Genomic DNA, 14995 nt, shown 5'->3' with positions numbered 1-14995 from the left:
GAGGACATACCGTTTCTGACGCGTTCAATTGGCCGAGCGCCACACCAGATGGCGCAGAGCTGGACGAGGCAGAGAAAAGAGGCGAAAGGCAGAAAAAATGGGCGGATTTTTCGGAGGAATGGTCGCCGGGGCGATCGTTGTTTTGATCCTGGGCGTGATCGTGTCGCTCAAGACGCCGATGGTCAATACGCCGGTTGTTGTAACCGAAGCACCGGCTCCGGTAATTTCCGAAGCACCTGAAGCACCGACTGAGGTGGCCGAAGCGGTTTCCGATGCCGATGTGGTGGAATTGGCTCCGCGTGGGCTGGAAGCCGCCGATGACTCAACCGAGGATCTGGCTGACTTGTCCGGGCTTGAATCGTCTTCGGACACGCAACCAGAAGTGGGCGCAGCGGCTGAGGCCGTGGACCAACCAGAGGCCGCGGTTGCGACTGAAGTGTCAGTTGTGACCGAAGCGCCTGCAGCGCCGCCAGAACCCAGCCTTGCACCTGCGGCTCCGCAGGACGAGGCAGAGCCAGCCGTAATCGACGATACACCGACCCCTCCCGTGGAAGAGCCCCAAACAACCGAAGTCGCGCTAGTCGAGCCGGAACAAGACCCGTTGCCTCAAACGACGGTGGACACTGAAGAGGTAAATCCGTTTGAAAGCAGTCCGATTGCGGTGGAAGGAGATGAAGAAATTCTTCCGCGCAAGTTACCGCGTATCGCAGCATTGCCTCAGATCGGTGGCGAACAGGAAGTACCTGTCAGCTCAACGATTGGAAAACGCGTTGTTCCTTTGACCGAACGGGATGATGAGCCAATGGTCGAGCAAGCCTCGGCAGAAGAAGCGGCACCAGCGGGCAAGCCGATCGAACGCTATGCGGCGAAGTTCGAAAACCCCGAGGCCAAGCCCTTGATGTCCATCATTCTGATCGATGATGAGGGCGCGTTTGGTGTCGAAGCGCTGCAAGACTTTCCCTATCCAATCAGCTTTGCCGTTAACCCGTCCGATCCTGATGCGGCGGAAAAAATGGCGCGGCACCGCGCGGCCGGGTTCGAAGTCATGGCGCTTGCTGATTTGCCTGAGGCCGCAACCGCTCAGGACGCCGAGGTGTCCCTGTCGGTCTGGCTGGATACTCTGCCCGAAACCGTTGGTATTCTGGAAGGGGTAGACAGCGGCATTCACGGCAATCGCAAGTTGGCCGATCAAGTTGCAGAAATTGCTGCCGGAACTGGCAGGGGATTGATCACGCAGGACAATGGATTGAACACCGTTCAGAAACTCGCGGCCCGAAATGGAACCCCTTCAGGTGTTGTGTTCCGTGACATCGATGGTGCGCGTCAGGATCCGAAGGTCATGCGTCGTTTTCTGGACCAGGCCGCGTTCCGCGCCGGGCAGGAAGGTGCTGTGGTCATGTTGGGGCGGGTCCGCCCTGAAACGATTTCAGCATTGTTGCTTTGGGGGTTGGAAGACCGTGGCAGTCGCGTCGCCATGGCGCCGATTTCTGCGGTCATGATGAAACAGGTACAGTGACTGGCATAAAACAGAAAAAGAGGGCGGCGATCTTTTGATCTGCCGCCCTTTTTCGTTTAGCTGTTTCTGTTTCCGGTGAAACGCGCGGCATCCGCCGCAGCGCGTCGTATCGCGTTGGACTTATGGACGGTTTCCATGAATTCGGCTTCCGGATCGCTGTCATAAACAACGCCGCCGCCCGCCTGAATATAGAGCGTTTGATCTTTCACGATGGCGGTGCGCAGCGCGATACACATGTCCATGTCGCCGCCCGCGCTGAAATACCCCACGCCACCGCCATAGACGCCGCGTTTTTCGGGCTCCAGCTCGTCGATGATTTCCATCGCGCGCACTTTGGGCGCGCCAGACACTGTGCCCGCTGGCATCCCGGCAAAGAACGCGTCCAGCGCGTCTTTGTCTTCGGCAAGTTCACCTACTACGTTTGACACAATATGCATTACGTGGCTGTAACGTTCTATGATGAACTCTTCAGTCGGCCGCACCGTGCCAATCTTGGCCACGCGTCCGGTATCGTTGCGGCCCAGATCCAGCAGCATCAGGTGCTCGGCCAGCTCTTTCTTGTCGGCCAGCAGATCCAGTTCGTTTGCCTTGTCTTCTTCCGGCGTCGCGCCACGGGGACGGGTTCCGGCGATGGGACGAATGGTGACTTCACTGCCGAACACGCGCACCAGAATCTCGGGGCTTGCACCCACAACCTGAAAGCCGCCGAAGTTGAAATAGAACATGAAAGGCGACGGGTTGGTGCGCCGCAGCGACCGATAGAGCGCAAAGGGTGGCAGCGGAAATTCCTGCGTCCAGCGCTGCGCCGGGACAACCTGGAAAATATCACCCGCGCGGATGTATTCCTTGGCCTTTTTAACGGCTTCCATATAGCCGGACTTGGTAAAGTTCGACACGGGCGGTGAAACTTCGCGCGCGTCCCCAAGATCGCGGGTTTCCGCAGGCATGGCACGTTCCAGATCGCGAACCGCATCCATAACGCGCTCTGCAGCTTGTGCATACGCAGCCTTGGCAGATTGACCGTCGCTGGCCCAAGCTGGTGAAACCACGGTCACTTCGCCTTTAACACCATCCAACACGGCGATGACGGAAGGACGCAACATGATCGCATCGGGCAGGCCTAAAGGGTCAGGATTTACGTCCGGTAGGTATTCCACCAGCCGGACCATGTCATAGCCCAAATACCCAAACAGCCCGGCCGCAGCCTGAGGCAGGTCATCCGGCAGGTCGATGCGGCTTTCGGCCAGCAAAGCGCGCAAGTTGTCCATCGGGTTGCCGTCTTGGGCCGAGAACGCCTCGGAATCGAACCGGGCAGAGCGGTTCAACTCGGACGCTTCACCGCGACACCGCCAGATCAGGTCGGGTTTCATACCGATGATCGAGTAACGGCCACGAACTTCGCCGCCGGTTACGGATTCCAGCATGAACGCATCTTTCTGTGCGCCCGTCAGCTTGAGCATCAGTGACACGGGCGTGTCAAGATCAGCGGCAAGCCGTGTGTAGACCACCTGATTTTCGCCCGCTTCATAAGCGCGCGCGAAGGTGTCGAATTCGGGTGTCAGTGCCATTTCGGTCTCGTTTAAAAGCTCGATTGCACGGCATTCAGCGCCTGTTGGTCGACGACCGGACGCGCGCGTGTCTGTGCATCGCGCACATAAGCGTTGAAAATATTCTGTGACAGGGCCTGATTCATCTGAGCGGAAAGGGCTTCACGCAGTTGGCGAAGCTCGTCTGTATCTGCCGGAGGCAGAACTTCATCCAGGCGCACCAGAAACGCTGCACCGTTGCCACCAATGACACGCAATTCGCCAGGTTCCATCTGAAACACTTCGTTCATGAAATCCGCAGGAACGTCATCCAGAAACGCCGTGCGGGTTAGGGCATTTTCAACACGGAAGGGCAGGCCGGTGGCGGTAAAGTCACCATCTGTTGCAAGCTGTATCAGAACCGCATTGGCCCGTTCTTCCAGCGCCTTGTTTGTTTCGGCTTGAAGCCACGCGGCGGCCACGCGATCACGCGCGCTGTCCAGCGGCTCGGGGCGGCGCGGCAGCACCTCATTCAGCCGCAGGGCAAAGATCGACCCATCTTCGAGGAATGCGATTTCTGGGAAATCGCCTTCCTGCACAGCTTCGGCTGCGACGCGGAACCCGTCATAGGCGGCGATTTCATCCGAACTTTCGCGGGTCCAGTCGATCTGACCCAGCTCCATTTCGGTCTCATCCGCCAGTTCTTCCAGTGTAGCGCCGCCAGCAAGCATGTCGTTGATATCTTCGGACTGCGTCTCGATCAGGCGGCGCGCACGCTCGGCCGCCAGCTCTTCCCGCAAGGCCGGTTCAGCTTCTTCGAAGGGTACATTGTTGGCTGCCAGAGATCCGTTGATCCGGAACAGGGCCGGACCAAATACCGACGGCAACGGGCCAACAACAGCATCCAGATCGGCCGCAAATACAGCATCCGCAGCTTCGCCCAGATCCTCACGCGTCACGTCGCCCAGATCGATGTCGTTCAATTCGAGATCGCGGTCGCGGACCAGCTGTTCAAAAGTAGTGCCACCCACCTCAAGCTGGGCCTTAGCTTCGCTTGCAGCTTCCTCGTCCGGGAAATTCAAGCGCTCAACCAAGCGGCGTGCGGGCTGGTTGAACTCAGCAGACCGGCTATCATAGAGCGCGCGCAGGGCGTCCTGATCCACCTCGACACTGTCGATCAGCATCGCAGGGGACAGGATCGCATAGGTCAGTTGCTTGGTGCGGGGCAGTGTGAACAGAGCACCGTTTTCATCATAATAAGCCTGAATCTGCGCCTCGGTCGGATCGGCAATCGAGGATTCCAATGCTTCGGTCCCGACGGTGGCCACCGTAAAGCTGCGCCGGGCGCCGATGTAATCCGTCATCGTATCCGTCAGAGTGGCTGGCATTTCGACGCCGCCCATGATCGCGCCCTGAACGATCGTACGCGCCGATTCCTTGCGCAAATCAGTTTCGAACTCGGAATCGGTCATGCCGATCTGTTCCAGCTGAAAACGGTAGGCTTCACGGTCAAAGCTGCCGTCCACACCCTGGAATGCCGGGATCGCGACGATGTCTTGCTGTAGGTTCTCGTCCCCGATGGAAATACCCAGTTGGCCGACCTCGTTGTCCAATGCCGCCAATGCCGTCAGACGGGCCAGGGCATTCTGATCAAGCCCCAACTCGCGGGCCTGCGACATCTGCAATGGCTGGCCGGTTTGTGCCTCAACCGCGCGGATTTCGCGCTGCAACTCGCGCACATACTCATCGACCGAGATGCTTTCGTCACCCACATGTGCGACGGTTCGGACCGTACCGCTGAGATTGGTGGCGCCAAATCCCGCAAGGCCCAGCATCAGCAGGCCCATCAGAATCCAGACAAAGGTTTTAGAAAGACTTTTAGCGCCTGCGGCCATGGTGCCCTCTTGTTATTGCGGCAGCGTTCTGCCCTGTCGGTTGCGGCCCTGAATACGACGCACACAGCCGAGGGGCAAGCTTAGAAGGACAGGCCCTGCAACCGGTCGAACAATTGACCCAATCCCGCACGGTCCAGATTGGCGAATGCTACACGGACTTGCCGTTTTCCGGCGGGGTCATGAGCGGGCATGAACATGGTGCCGGGCAACAGCAGCACGCCTGCCTCAGTCACCAAACGGCGTGCCAATTCGTCTGACGGCATATCGAAAGGGTGTTCGAGGTAAGCAAAATACGCCCCAAGCCCCAAAAGACGCCATCCTTGCGCCTCAAGGGCGGGCATTCCATCTTTAATTGCAGCTCTGCGGTCGAGAATTTCGTCTCGTTCACCCGCAAGCCATTGTGATAGGTTCTGCATCCCCCAAAGGGCTGCAAACTGGCCGATTTGGCCAGGGCAAATGGCAACAGTGTCGAGGAATTTCTCGACCTCGGCCAGAAGAGAACGGCTTGTGGCTATCGCACCAACTCGGTGGCCTGTCAGGCGATAGGCCTTAGAGAAGGAATAGAGATGAACAAGCGTCTCATCCCAAGCCGGTTTTTGGAACAGATCGTGGGGCGGACCGCTGCGGCTGTCGAAATCGCGATAGGTTTCGTCCACGATCAGGCGAAGACCGCAGTCGCGTGCAAGGTCAAAAAACGCGCGGACCAGATCGGAAGGGTATTCCACGCCGCCGGGGTTGTTCGGCGTGACCAGGGCGATGGCGCGTGTTTTTTCGGTAATCAGAGCGCGCGCCTTCTCTGGATCGGGTAGCAGGTCATCTCCGGTTGTGAGGTCCACAGCCTTCACCCCAGCCATGTCCAACCACATTTTATGGTTGAAATACCATGGCGTTGGCAGAATCACTTCATCATCCTCATCGGTGATTGCCGAGATCACGGCCGAGAATGCCTGATTACAGCCCGAGGTGATGGCGGTCTGAGACGCGTCAACGCGCCCGGCGTAGTGCGCGCTGATCTGGGCCGCCAATTCTGTGCGAAGATCGTCGTTCCCCAAGACCGGCCCATATAAATGTGCGCTGTCTTCCTGCACGGCAAAATCTGCCATTGCCTGTCGCAGAGCAAGCGGAGGCGGGTCAACCGGCGCGGCCTGGCTGACATTGATCAGTGGGCGGTTTGCAGGAAAGTTGACACCTTCAACCCATCGGCGCGCCTCCATCACCGGAGGAGGGAAAGTGGCGCTTGTGCGAGTCTGGGTCATGGTGTGCCAGTCTTTATGCGAGGCTCCGCCTCACGCTTTTAAGTATTTGAGAGCAGAAAAGAGGTTAGTCTGTCCCACGATAGGGTTCGACATATTGCAACGCCATGTCCCAGGGGAAGAAGATCCACGTGTCCTGACTGACCTCGGTGATGAACGTATCTACCATCGGGCGGCCCTTGGGTTTCGCATAAACCGTCGCGAAATGCGCGTTGGGGTACATTCTGCGGACCAACTCCAGTGTTTTACCACTGTCTACCAGGTCGTCGATGATCAGAACGCCAGTTCCATCACCCATCAGATCCGCGTCGGGTGCCTTCAAAACTTCGGCCTCGCCTTGTTCTTGATGGTGATAAGACCGCACGCTGATCGTATCGACGGTGCGGATGTCCAATTCGCGGCTGACAATCATTGCAGGCGCCATGCCGCCACGTGTGATGGCAACAACAGCGCGCCAGGCGCCTTCGTTTGGGCCCTGTCCATCAAGCCGCCAAGCCAATGCGCGCGAATCGCGATGGATTTGATCCCAGCTGATGTGAAAGCCTTTTTCGTGGGGCAGGCGGTCTTTGGCACTCATGATATCAGCCCTTTTCCACGTCGGGTGCATCGACGGTCTTCATGCCGACAATGTGATAGCCCGAATCCACGTGCAGGTTTTCTCCGGTCACGCCGCTGGACAGATCCGACAGCAGGTAGAGGGCTGACTTGCCCACATCGTCGATGGTCACGTTGCGGCGCAGGGGCGAGTTATATTCGTTCCACTTCATGATATAGCGGAAATCGCCGATGCCGCTGGCCGCCAGCGTCTTGATCGGACCGGCAGAGATCGAGTTGACTCGGATGCCGTCTTTGCCCAGATCCTCGGCCAGATACTTTACCGACGCTTCAAGTGCGGCTTTGGCGACGCCCATTACATTGTAATGCGGCATGACTTGCTCGGCACCATAGTAGGTCAGGGTGACGGCGCTGCCGCCTTCGCCCATCATCTTTTCGGCGCGTTGCATCACGGCTGTGAACGAATAAACCGACACATCCATGGTCAGTTTGAAGTTCGCCCGGCTGGTATCGACATAACGTCCGCGCAACTCATTTTTGTCAGAGAAGCCGATGGCATGAACCACAAAGTCCAGTTTGCCCCATTTTTCTTCCAGCGCGGTGAATAGCGCATCGATCGACGCCTCGTCGCTGACATCACAGGGCAGAACGATTTCACTGCCCAATTGGGCGGCCAGCGGGTCGACGCGCTTTTTCAAAGCATCGCCCTGATAGGAAAAAGCAAGCTCGGCCCCGGCATCGGACAAGGCGCGGGCGATTCCCCATGCGATTGATTTGTCATTGGCCAGTCCCATGATGAGGCCGCGTTTGCCGGCCATCAACTGATTTGACATGTGTGGTTCTCCGCCTGTCTTCGCGATGTGTTGAGTTGGTTTATGCCATTGGTAGCGTTGCTTCAAGGCCGTGCGCTCTTGCTCGCAGCGGGTTCTCGCCTTAGGTTCGTCTTTAATACTTTCCAGGGGATGGAAATGACCGAGCGCGATGGCATATTTGCTGGCTCCGATCCGTTTGAAATAGCGGGCCGGTGGCTTGCCGAGGCTGAAAAGACAGAATTGAACGATCCCAATGCGATCGCGCTGGCCACCGTCGACTCGGATGGTTTGCCGAACGCGCGTATGGTTCTGCTCAAGGAAATCGAAGCGGATTCGTTTGTATTTTATACGAACTACGAAAGCGCAAAGGCCACCGAACTGGATGCCGCCGGGAAGGCCGCATTTGTCATGCATTGGAAATCTTTGCGGCGACAATTGCGTGTTCGTGGTACAATCACCCGCGAAGATGGGCCTCAGGCGGATGAATATTACGCATCGAGGTCGCTGAAGAGCCGTTTGGGGGCCTGGGCGTCGAAGCAATCTCAACCCCTATCAAGCCGTACAGCCTTGATGGCTGAGGTGGCCAAGGTGACTGCTAAGCTGGGTCCGAATCCGCCCCGTCCACCGTTTTGGGGCGGGTACCGATTGACGCCTACTGAAATTGAATTCTGGGCCGACGGGGCATTTCGCCTTCATGACCGGTTCAGATGGAAGCGTAATGAGCCGGGATCGGTATGGCATGTGGAAAGGTTGAATCCATGACGTTCACGTGTCGTGAAATGCAACAGACCGAAAATAAACAGTTTTTTCAGCTTGAAATTGCCTGCCATTCCCATAAACAACAAACCCTTAACGAACGGCTAAAATTCGCGATGGGAAAACCGTGCCAGAAGACCTGAACAATATGTATCGCGTCCGTGGACACGTTAAATGGTTCGATCCCGCCAAGGGGTACGGATTTGTCGTGTCCGACGAAGGTGGTCCGGACATCCTGTTGCACGTGAATGTGTTGCGCAATTTCGGCCAGAGTTCTGTCGCCGATGGCGCGGGGATTGAAATCATGACTCATCGCACGGACCGTGGTGTTCAGGCGGTCGAGGTCGTTGCGATTGATCCTCCCGAACGAACCGACTCGATGATGCTGGCCGATTTTGCCGAACTGGACCCGGTGGTTATTGCCGAGGCCCCGTTGGAAGCGGCACGGGTTAAGTGGTTCGACAAAGGCAAGGGTTTCGGTTTTGCGAACGTCTTTGGTCGGGGCGAAGATGTCTTCCTTCATATAGAAGTTCTGCGCCGGTCAGGCCTCGCTGACCTTCAACCGGGCGAAGCGCTGGCCATGCGTGTAATCGATGGCAAAAGAGGCCGGATGGCAGCTCAGGTGCTGGCTTGGGAAGCCGCGCTGGACGGCTGATTTCTCATGAGACGGTTTCTGACGCTTCTGACCCTGTTCTTTACGCTTTGGGCAGGTGGGGCGTTTGCCGCGTGTCGCGCTGATCAGGTTTCTTTGCGGAATGACGCGGCGACGGTACGATTTGACATCGAACTGGCGGTGACACCGCAAGAGCGTTCGCGAGGGTTAATGTTTCGCGAGTCACTTCCGAATCGATCCGGGATGCTGTTTGTTTTTGACCCGCCGCAACCCGTAGCTTTCTGGATGAAGAACACACTGATTCCGCTGGATATGATCTTCGTGGATCGAACTGGCACAGTTACTCGGGTGCATGAGGGGGCGATTCCCGGTGATCTGACCCCAATCGAAGGCGGAGATTCCGTATTTGCAGTGCTGGAAATCAACGCCGGACTGTCCGCTCGCTATTCAATTACGCCGGGCACGCAGATGCAGCATGAAATTTTTTCGCAAGGTCCTGCAATTTGGCCCTGTTAGGGCTTTTCAAATCAGATTGGCATCGTTAGGAAGGCGCACGGTCCGGGGCGTGGCGCAGTCTGGTAGCGCACCTGTTTTGGGTACAGGGGGTCGTAGGTTCGAATCCTGCCGCCCCGACCACTTCCTCAATATCATGAGGGCAATCCGCCCATGGCTTGAAACAGCCTGCTGATCGATTGATCCAGTGTGGGGCTTTCCAAAGGCACTTCGATCACGGATCCGTCTTTCTGCGGAACTTCAAAGAACACGTTTGCATCCACGCGGTATCCCGCTGTGTTCTTGGTCGAGGTTAAGCGCGTGACGCTTTGCGGCAGGTCCTGTGGATTGCCGTCATAGTTCAGAATCAAAAAGGCGGATGCTTTTGCAGGCAGGATTTCGTAACACTCGAACTTCTGGTTTCCTGTTTTCTCAAAAGATTCCCCCGGCCCGGTACAACTGGTTTCGAAGCTTTCGAACAGTCTTTGGGGATAGGCGTCAAACTGTGCGCTGCGTGATGCAATGGGCACATCTTGTGGTGCGCAGGCCACGATACAGATCAGGATCAGGCTATAGGCTAACAGCTTCATCAGGTTGGACCTTTTTAAAATCGAACGAACTGGCGACTCGTGAACGCGATTGGTTGCGAGGAAATGCAATTGATTCCCAGCCAGCTTAATCGGCACCGTCTTGGTTGATCAAACACGGATAACTATGCTGGTAAAAACGGGAATTCGTTTTGAGACTTAAAGGTTTCGGCGGAATTTTGCCGTGGATGATCCTGTGGAGGAATCGCGCGCAATTGGGTGGCGGACTTGAAACGTTCTCAGGTCAACAAAAAAGATTTCAAAAAAGACGGAAAAAGGGCGTTGACCTTCTATGGGTTCATACGTCAAATTGTATGAGCCGAAGAGATTGCCACAATATCTGGTGTTCAAGCTGGAAGAGGCAGCAGGCGAGGGTCGGAAAGCACATCTAATTTAAGTGCGCCGTTTTTGCGGTTTTTCCGCTGTCTTTGACAGCGAAGGATACCCTTGTCCGTAAGACTCTGGGCGTTGTGGGCGGCACCCTGCAACACAAGATTTGGTGTCGGGAACTGAACATTGGGCGGAATTTAACCAGGGCTGCGGACATGAAGATTGAAAGAAAATTCACCAAACCAGATCAGGATGCCTACTCGGACCTGGATTTTGTGTCTGCAACGTCTGAAATCCGCAATCCGGATGGAACGATTGTTTTCCGTCTGGACAACATCGAAGTGCCCGCAAGCTGGTCGCAGGTGGCAAGCGATGTGATCGCTCAGAAATACTTCCGCAAGGCAGGTGTTCCCAGCAAGCTGAAGAAGGTCAAAGAAAAGGACGTTCCAGAATTCCTGTGGCGTTCGGTGCCTGCCGAAGGTGCGGAGTTTGACGGAGAAATTTCGTCCAAGCAGGTGTTCGACCGTCTGGCAGGTGCATGGGCCTATTGGGGTTGGAAAGGCGGCTATTTCTCGGATGAAGAAGACGCGCGCGCCTATTTTGACGAGATGCGTTACATGCTGGCAACCCAGCGCGCCGCACCGAACTCGCCGCAGTGGTTCAACACTGGTCTGCATTGGGCCTATGGGATCGACGGCCCGGCGCAGGGGCACCACTATGTCGACTACAAGACCGGCAAGCTGACCAAGTCGAAGTCCGCTTACGAACATCCGCAGCCGCACGCGTGCTTCATCCAGTCCGTTGATGATGATCTGGTGAACGAAGGCGGCATCATGGACCTGTGGGTGCGCGAGGCGCGCCTGTTCAAATACGGCTCGGGCACCGGAACCAACTTCAGCCATTTGCGTGCCGAAGGCGAGGCGCTGTCAGGTGGCGGCAAGTCTTCGGGCCTGATGGGCTTTCTCAAGATCGGCGACCGTGCCGCTGGCGCGATCAAATCAGGCGGCACAACCCGTCGAGCAGCAAAGATGGTGATCGTTGATGCGGATCACCCGGACATCGAGCAGTTCATCGAATGGAAGGTGATCGAAGAGCAGAAAGTGGCTTCGATTGTTGCCGGATCGAAGATGCACGAGAAGATGCTGAACGGTATTTTCGAGGCTATTCGTTCGTGGGACGGATCTGCTGACGACGCGTATGATCCAAACGCAAACGACGCCTTGAAGAAGGCGGTGCGCGAAGCGAAAAAGGTCGCAATTCCAGAAACTTACATCAAGCGTGTTCTGGATTACGCCAAGCAGGGCCATAACAGTATCGAATTCCCGACCTACGATACGGATTGGGATTCCGAAGCTTATAGCTCAGTCTCGGGTCAGAACTCGAACAACTCGATCCGCGTCACCAATGCGTTCCTGACCGCCGTCGAAAAGGACGCCGATTGGGAGCTAATCAACCGCACCGATGGCAAGGTCGCCCGCACAGTCAAAGCACGTGACCTGTGGGAGAAGGTTGGCCACGCCGCATGGGCCTGTGCCGATCCGGGCATCCAGTTTCACGACACCGTCAACGAATGGCACACATGCCCCGAGGACGGCGAGATTCGCGGCTCGAACCCGTGCTCGGAATATATGTTCCTAGATGACACGGCTTGTAACCTGGCGTCGATGAACCTGCTGACCTTTCTGAAGGATGGTGAGTTCCAGGCAGCGGATTACATGCATGCCTCGCGTCTGTGGACCCTGACGCTGGAAATCTCGGTGACGATGGCGCAGTTCCCGTCCAAGGAAATTGCAAAGCTGTCTTACGACTTCCGCACACTGGGTCTGGGTTACGCCAACATCGGCGGTTTGCTGATGAACATGGGCTACAGCTACGACTCGGATGAAGGCCGTGCGATCTGTGGTGCGCTGACCGCGATTATGACTGGTGTGGCTTATGCAACCTCAGCCGAGATTGCTGGTGAGCTGGGACCGTTCAAGGGGTACGAGCGCAATGCCGACCACATGCTGCGCGTCATCCGCAACCACCGCCGCGCGTCGCAGGGGGTTACCGAGGGTTATGAAAAGCTGGCCGTGAAGCCAGTGCCTTTGGATCACGGTAACTGCCCGGACAAGCGTTTGGTCGATCTGGCCATGTCGGCCTGGGATGAAGCGCTGAGCCTGGGTGAGAAGAACGGCTATCGCAACGCACAGGCCACTGTGATTGCGCCCACCGGCACCATCGGTCTGGTGATGGATTGCGACACAACCGGGATCGAGCCGGACTTTGCTCTGGTCAAGTTCAAGAAGCTCGCGGGCGGCGGCTACTTCAAGATCATCAACCGCTCGGTGCCGTCGGCGCTGGAAAAGCTGGGGTATTCGTCATCCCAGATCGAAGAGATCGTGGGCTACGCAGTCGGCCATGGCACCATCGGCAACGCGCCGGGGATCAACCACACCTCGCTGACCGGTCATGGCTTTGGCCCAAATGAACTGGCCAAGGTGGACGCCGCGCTGGAAAGCGCCTTCGACATCCGCTTTGTCTTTAACCAGTGGACGCTGGGCGAGGATTTCTGCACCGGCGTTCTGGGCATTCCAGCGACCAAGCTGAATGACCCGACCTTCGACCTATTGCGCCATCTGGGCTTCACCAAAGCGGATATCGACGCAGCCAACGACCACGTTTGCGGAACCATGACACTGGAAGGCGCGCCGCACCTGAAGGAAGAGCACTACGCGATCTTCGACTGCGCCAACCCGTGCGGCAAGAAAGGCAAGCGTTTCCTTGGGGTTGATAGCCACATCACCATGATGGCGGCGGCGCAAAGCTTCATCTCGGGCGCGATCTCGAAGACGATCAACATGCCGAATGACGCAACCATTGAGGACTGCCAGAAGGCCTATGAGCTCAGCTGGTCGCTGGGTGTGAAGGCCAACGCGCTTTATCGTGACGGCTCGAAACTGTCGCAGCCTCTGGCGGCCGCGCTGGTCGAGGATGACGACGAGGCGGCTGAGGTGCTGGAAAGCGGCTCGACGCAGGAAAAAGCCGTTGTTCTGGCCGAGAAAGTGATCGAGAAGGTTGTGGTCAAAGAAATGATCCGCAGCCATCGCGAAAAACTTCCTCATCGCCGCAAGGGCTATACCCAAAAGGCAATCGTGGGCGGTCACAAGGTCTATTTGCGCACCGGTGAGTTCGAAGACGGCAAGCTGGGTGAGATCTTCATCGACATGCACAAGGAAGGCGCTGGCTTCCGGGCGATGATGAACAACTTCGCCATCGCCGTGTCGGTCGGCCTTCAATACGGTGTGCCGCTAGAAGAGTTCGTCGACGCCTTCACATTCACCAAGTTCGAACCGGCAGGGATGGTGCAGGGCAACGACTCGATCAAGAACGCAACATCGATCCTAGATTACATCTTCCGCGAATTGGCCGTGTCCTATCTGGACCGTACCGATCTGGCCCATGTAAAACCCGAAGGTGCGACCTTTGACGATCTGGGTCGGGGCGAAGAGGAAGGTGTATCGAACATCTCGGAAATCAGTGAAAGCGCTGCGTCCAAGTCGTTGGAAGTGCTGAAACAAATCAGCTCGACCGGTTATCTGCGCAAACGTCTGCCTCAGGATTTGGCCGTGTTCAATGCGGGTCAGGTAGACTTAGGCGGTATGGCTGAAACGGCCGCTGCTTTCGAGGCACCCGTTGCGGAAAGTGCTGCGGCCACGGGAATGGACGCCCGCACCAAGGCCAAGATGCAGGGTTACGAAGGTGACCCCTGCGGTGAATGCGGAAACTACACGCTTGTCCGCAACGGCACCTGCATGAAGTGCAACACCTGCGGCGCGACAAGCGGGTGTAGCTAAGTTTTAACGCCCTGGCACCCCGGGGCGTAGGGGTCGGACGCTGCCCTAGGTAACCGACCCCGACGAATACGGAGAAAGGACGTAAGACTTACCTGATGACCTTTCTCCACTCGGCTGACATGCCCGTGTTGGCCGGGAACAGGGTGGGGCGGAATATTTGCTCCCTCCCACTCTTTCACGGGGCGGGTGCGCTCGTCCCATGCGCAGTCCAGGCCGCAGGCAAAAAAACACCGGGCGGTCAACGATATGAGCCTGGAAGGCGAAACTGACAGGGGGCTTCGGCCCCCTTTCTTTTTTCGCGCGGTCGCTGTTCTAAGCGGTGTTTCGCCAGATCGTGCGCGGCGCGTGTGGCAAGACCTGCCGATACAGGTCTGGCGGAATTTTGCTCGGCGGCACTTTGCGATGCCGACTCGGTCAAACACGCAAGGATTGGCGCGAATCCCTGCTGGTCGCGCTATGCGGGTGACGTGGTGCGAGGCTTTGTTGTTTCTGGGGCTTGTCCGGACAAAAACAAAACCAACCTATCAGGAGGCACCAAAAATGAAACCGCAGTATTTGATTGGAATTTCCATCGCTGCTCTAACCTTGCCGGGACTGGTCTCGGCCCAATCTACAGCCGATGCCAATGGCGATGGCGTTCTGACCATCGAGGAAGTTCAGGCTGTCGTACCGAATGTAGACGCCGATACCTTCTCGGCGATGGACGCCAATGGTGATGGCGCGTTGGACGCTGATGAGGTGGCCGTTGCGCAAGAGGCAGGGCTGCTTCCGCCCAGCGACGGATAAATCCCAAGGCGGCCCGATAGGTTTCGGGCCGCCTCTCG

Annotated in this window: 12 protein-coding genes and 1 tRNA gene; 7 read left to right on the top strand and 6 right to left on the bottom strand. The window is 57.1% G+C overall.

What is annotated here, in order from left to right; all coding sequences use genetic code 11:
- The first annotated feature begins 97 nt into the window (after nucleotides 1-97).
- Nucleotides 98-1516 (top strand): divergent polysaccharide deacetylase family protein, encoded by a 1419-nt coding sequence (locus GOV91_RS02705; RefSeq protein WP_171234345.1) that lies wholly within the window; start codon nucleotides 98-100, stop codon nucleotides 1514-1516.
- Nucleotides 1517-1572: 56 nt separating this feature from the next.
- Here the strand turns inward: GOV91_RS02705 and trpE are convergent, their stop codons facing one another.
- From trpE to fabI, 5 genes are all read right to left on the bottom strand, one after another.
- The gene (gene trpE / locus GOV91_RS02700) at nucleotides 1573-3084 is read right to left on the bottom strand and encodes an anthranilate synthase component I (RefSeq protein ID WP_171234344.1); all 1512 of its coding nucleotides are present in this window, start codon (nucleotides 3082-3084) and stop codon (nucleotides 1573-1575) included.
- An 11-nt stretch (nucleotides 3085-3095) separates the two neighbouring features.
- Nucleotides 3096-4937 (bottom strand): peptidylprolyl isomerase, encoded by a 1842-nt coding sequence (locus tag GOV91_RS02695; protein ID WP_171234343.1) that lies wholly within the window; start codon nucleotides 4935-4937, stop codon nucleotides 3096-3098.
- Nucleotides 4938-5017: 80 nt separating this feature from the next.
- Nucleotides 5018-6193, bottom strand: a complete 1176-nt coding sequence (locus GOV91_RS02690; RefSeq protein WP_171234342.1) for an aminotransferase — start codon at nucleotides 6191-6193, stop codon at nucleotides 5018-5020.
- 64 nt (nucleotides 6194-6257) lie between these two features.
- Nucleotides 6258-6767: a xanthine phosphoribosyltransferase gene (gpt, locus tag GOV91_RS02685; protein WP_171234341.1), complete on the bottom strand. Its 510-nt coding sequence runs from the start codon at nucleotides 6765-6767 to the stop codon at nucleotides 6258-6260.
- Nucleotides 6768-6771: 4 nt separating this feature from the next.
- A complete protein-coding gene (gene fabI / locus GOV91_RS02680) occupies nucleotides 6772-7578 on the bottom strand; it encodes an enoyl-ACP reductase FabI (RefSeq protein ID WP_171234340.1) in 807 nt (268 codons plus the stop codon).
- A gap of 135 nt (nucleotides 7579-7713) precedes the next feature.
- On the opposite strand from fabI, the gene pdxH reads away from it, so the two are divergent.
- From pdxH to GOV91_RS02660, 4 genes are all read left to right on the top strand, one after another.
- Entirely contained in the window at nucleotides 7714-8319 is a 606-nt protein-coding gene (pdxH, locus tag GOV91_RS02675; RefSeq protein ID WP_171173832.1) for a pyridoxamine 5'-phosphate oxidase, read from the top strand.
- 142 nt (nucleotides 8320-8461) lie between these two features.
- Nucleotides 8462-8968: a cold-shock protein gene (locus tag GOV91_RS02670; protein ID WP_174836485.1), complete on the top strand. Its 507-nt coding sequence runs from the start codon at nucleotides 8462-8464 to the stop codon at nucleotides 8966-8968.
- Nucleotides 8969-8974: 6 nt separating this feature from the next.
- On the top strand, nucleotides 8975-9442 hold the full coding sequence (locus GOV91_RS02665) for a DUF192 domain-containing protein (protein ID WP_171234339.1): 468 nt from the start codon (nucleotides 8975-8977) through the stop codon (nucleotides 9440-9442).
- Nucleotides 9443-9485: 43 nt separating this feature from the next.
- A tRNA-Pro gene (locus GOV91_RS02660) sits at nucleotides 9486-9562 on the top strand.
- 11 nt (nucleotides 9563-9573) lie between these two features.
- Here GOV91_RS02660 and GOV91_RS02655 read toward each other — a convergent pair.
- Nucleotides 9574-10008 (bottom strand): hypothetical protein, encoded by a 435-nt coding sequence (locus tag GOV91_RS02655; protein ID WP_171234338.1) that lies wholly within the window; start codon nucleotides 10006-10008, stop codon nucleotides 9574-9576.
- Between the two features lie 542 nt (nucleotides 10009-10550).
- Here GOV91_RS02655 and GOV91_RS02650 point away from each other — a divergent pair.
- Both GOV91_RS02650 and GOV91_RS02645 read left to right on the top strand, forming a co-directional pair.
- Nucleotides 10551-14171 (top strand): vitamin B12-dependent ribonucleotide reductase, encoded by a 3621-nt coding sequence (locus tag GOV91_RS02650; RefSeq protein ID WP_171234337.1) that lies wholly within the window; start codon nucleotides 10551-10553, stop codon nucleotides 14169-14171.
- A 540-nt stretch (nucleotides 14172-14711) separates the two neighbouring features.
- Nucleotides 14712-14957 (top strand): hypothetical protein, encoded by a 246-nt coding sequence (locus tag GOV91_RS02645; protein ID WP_171234336.1) that lies wholly within the window; start codon nucleotides 14712-14714, stop codon nucleotides 14955-14957.
- The last annotated feature ends 38 nt before the right edge of the window (nucleotides 14958-14995 follow it).

The organism is Ruegeria sp. HKCCA6837, assembly GCF_013034475.1.
Classification (GTDB): Bacteria; Pseudomonadota; Alphaproteobacteria; order Rhodobacterales; family Rhodobacteraceae; genus Ruegeria.
This window is presented reverse-complemented; position numbering and strand designations above follow the sequence as displayed.

Coding starts and splice junctions, on each gene's coding strand:
- GOV91_RS02650 (WP_171234337.1), top strand. CDS start 10,551: ATGAAGATTGAAAGAAAATTCACCAAACCAGATCAGGATGCCTACTCG.
- trpE (WP_171234344.1), bottom strand. CDS start 3,084: ATGGCACTGACACCCGAATTCGACACCTTCGCGCGCGCTTATGAAGCG.
- GOV91_RS02655 (WP_171234338.1), bottom strand. CDS start 10,008: ATGAAGCTGTTAGCCTATAGCCTGATCCTGATCTGTATCGTGGCCTGC.
- GOV91_RS02705 (WP_171234345.1), top strand. CDS start 98: ATGGGCGGATTTTTCGGAGGAATGGTCGCCGGGGCGATCGTTGTTTTG.
- GOV91_RS02670 (WP_174836485.1), top strand. CDS start 8,462: ATGTATCGCGTCCGTGGACACGTTAAATGGTTCGATCCCGCCAAGGGG.
- fabI (WP_171234340.1), bottom strand. CDS start 7,578: ATGTCAAATCAGTTGATGGCCGGCAAACGCGGCCTCATCATGGGACTG.
- GOV91_RS02690 (WP_171234342.1), bottom strand. CDS start 6,193: ATGACCCAGACTCGCACAAGCGCCACTTTCCCTCCTCCGGTGATGGAG.
- gpt (WP_171234341.1), bottom strand. CDS start 6,767: ATGAGTGCCAAAGACCGCCTGCCCCACGAAAAAGGCTTTCACATCAGC.
- GOV91_RS02695 (WP_171234343.1), bottom strand. CDS start 4,937: ATGGCCGCAGGCGCTAAAAGTCTTTCTAAAACCTTTGTCTGGATTCTG.
- GOV91_RS02645 (WP_171234336.1), top strand. CDS start 14,712: ATGAAACCGCAGTATTTGATTGGAATTTCCATCGCTGCTCTAACCTTG.
- GOV91_RS02665 (WP_171234339.1), top strand. CDS start 8,975: ATGAGACGGTTTCTGACGCTTCTGACCCTGTTCTTTACGCTTTGGGCA.
- pdxH (WP_171173832.1), top strand. CDS start 7,714: ATGACCGAGCGCGATGGCATATTTGCTGGCTCCGATCCGTTTGAAATA.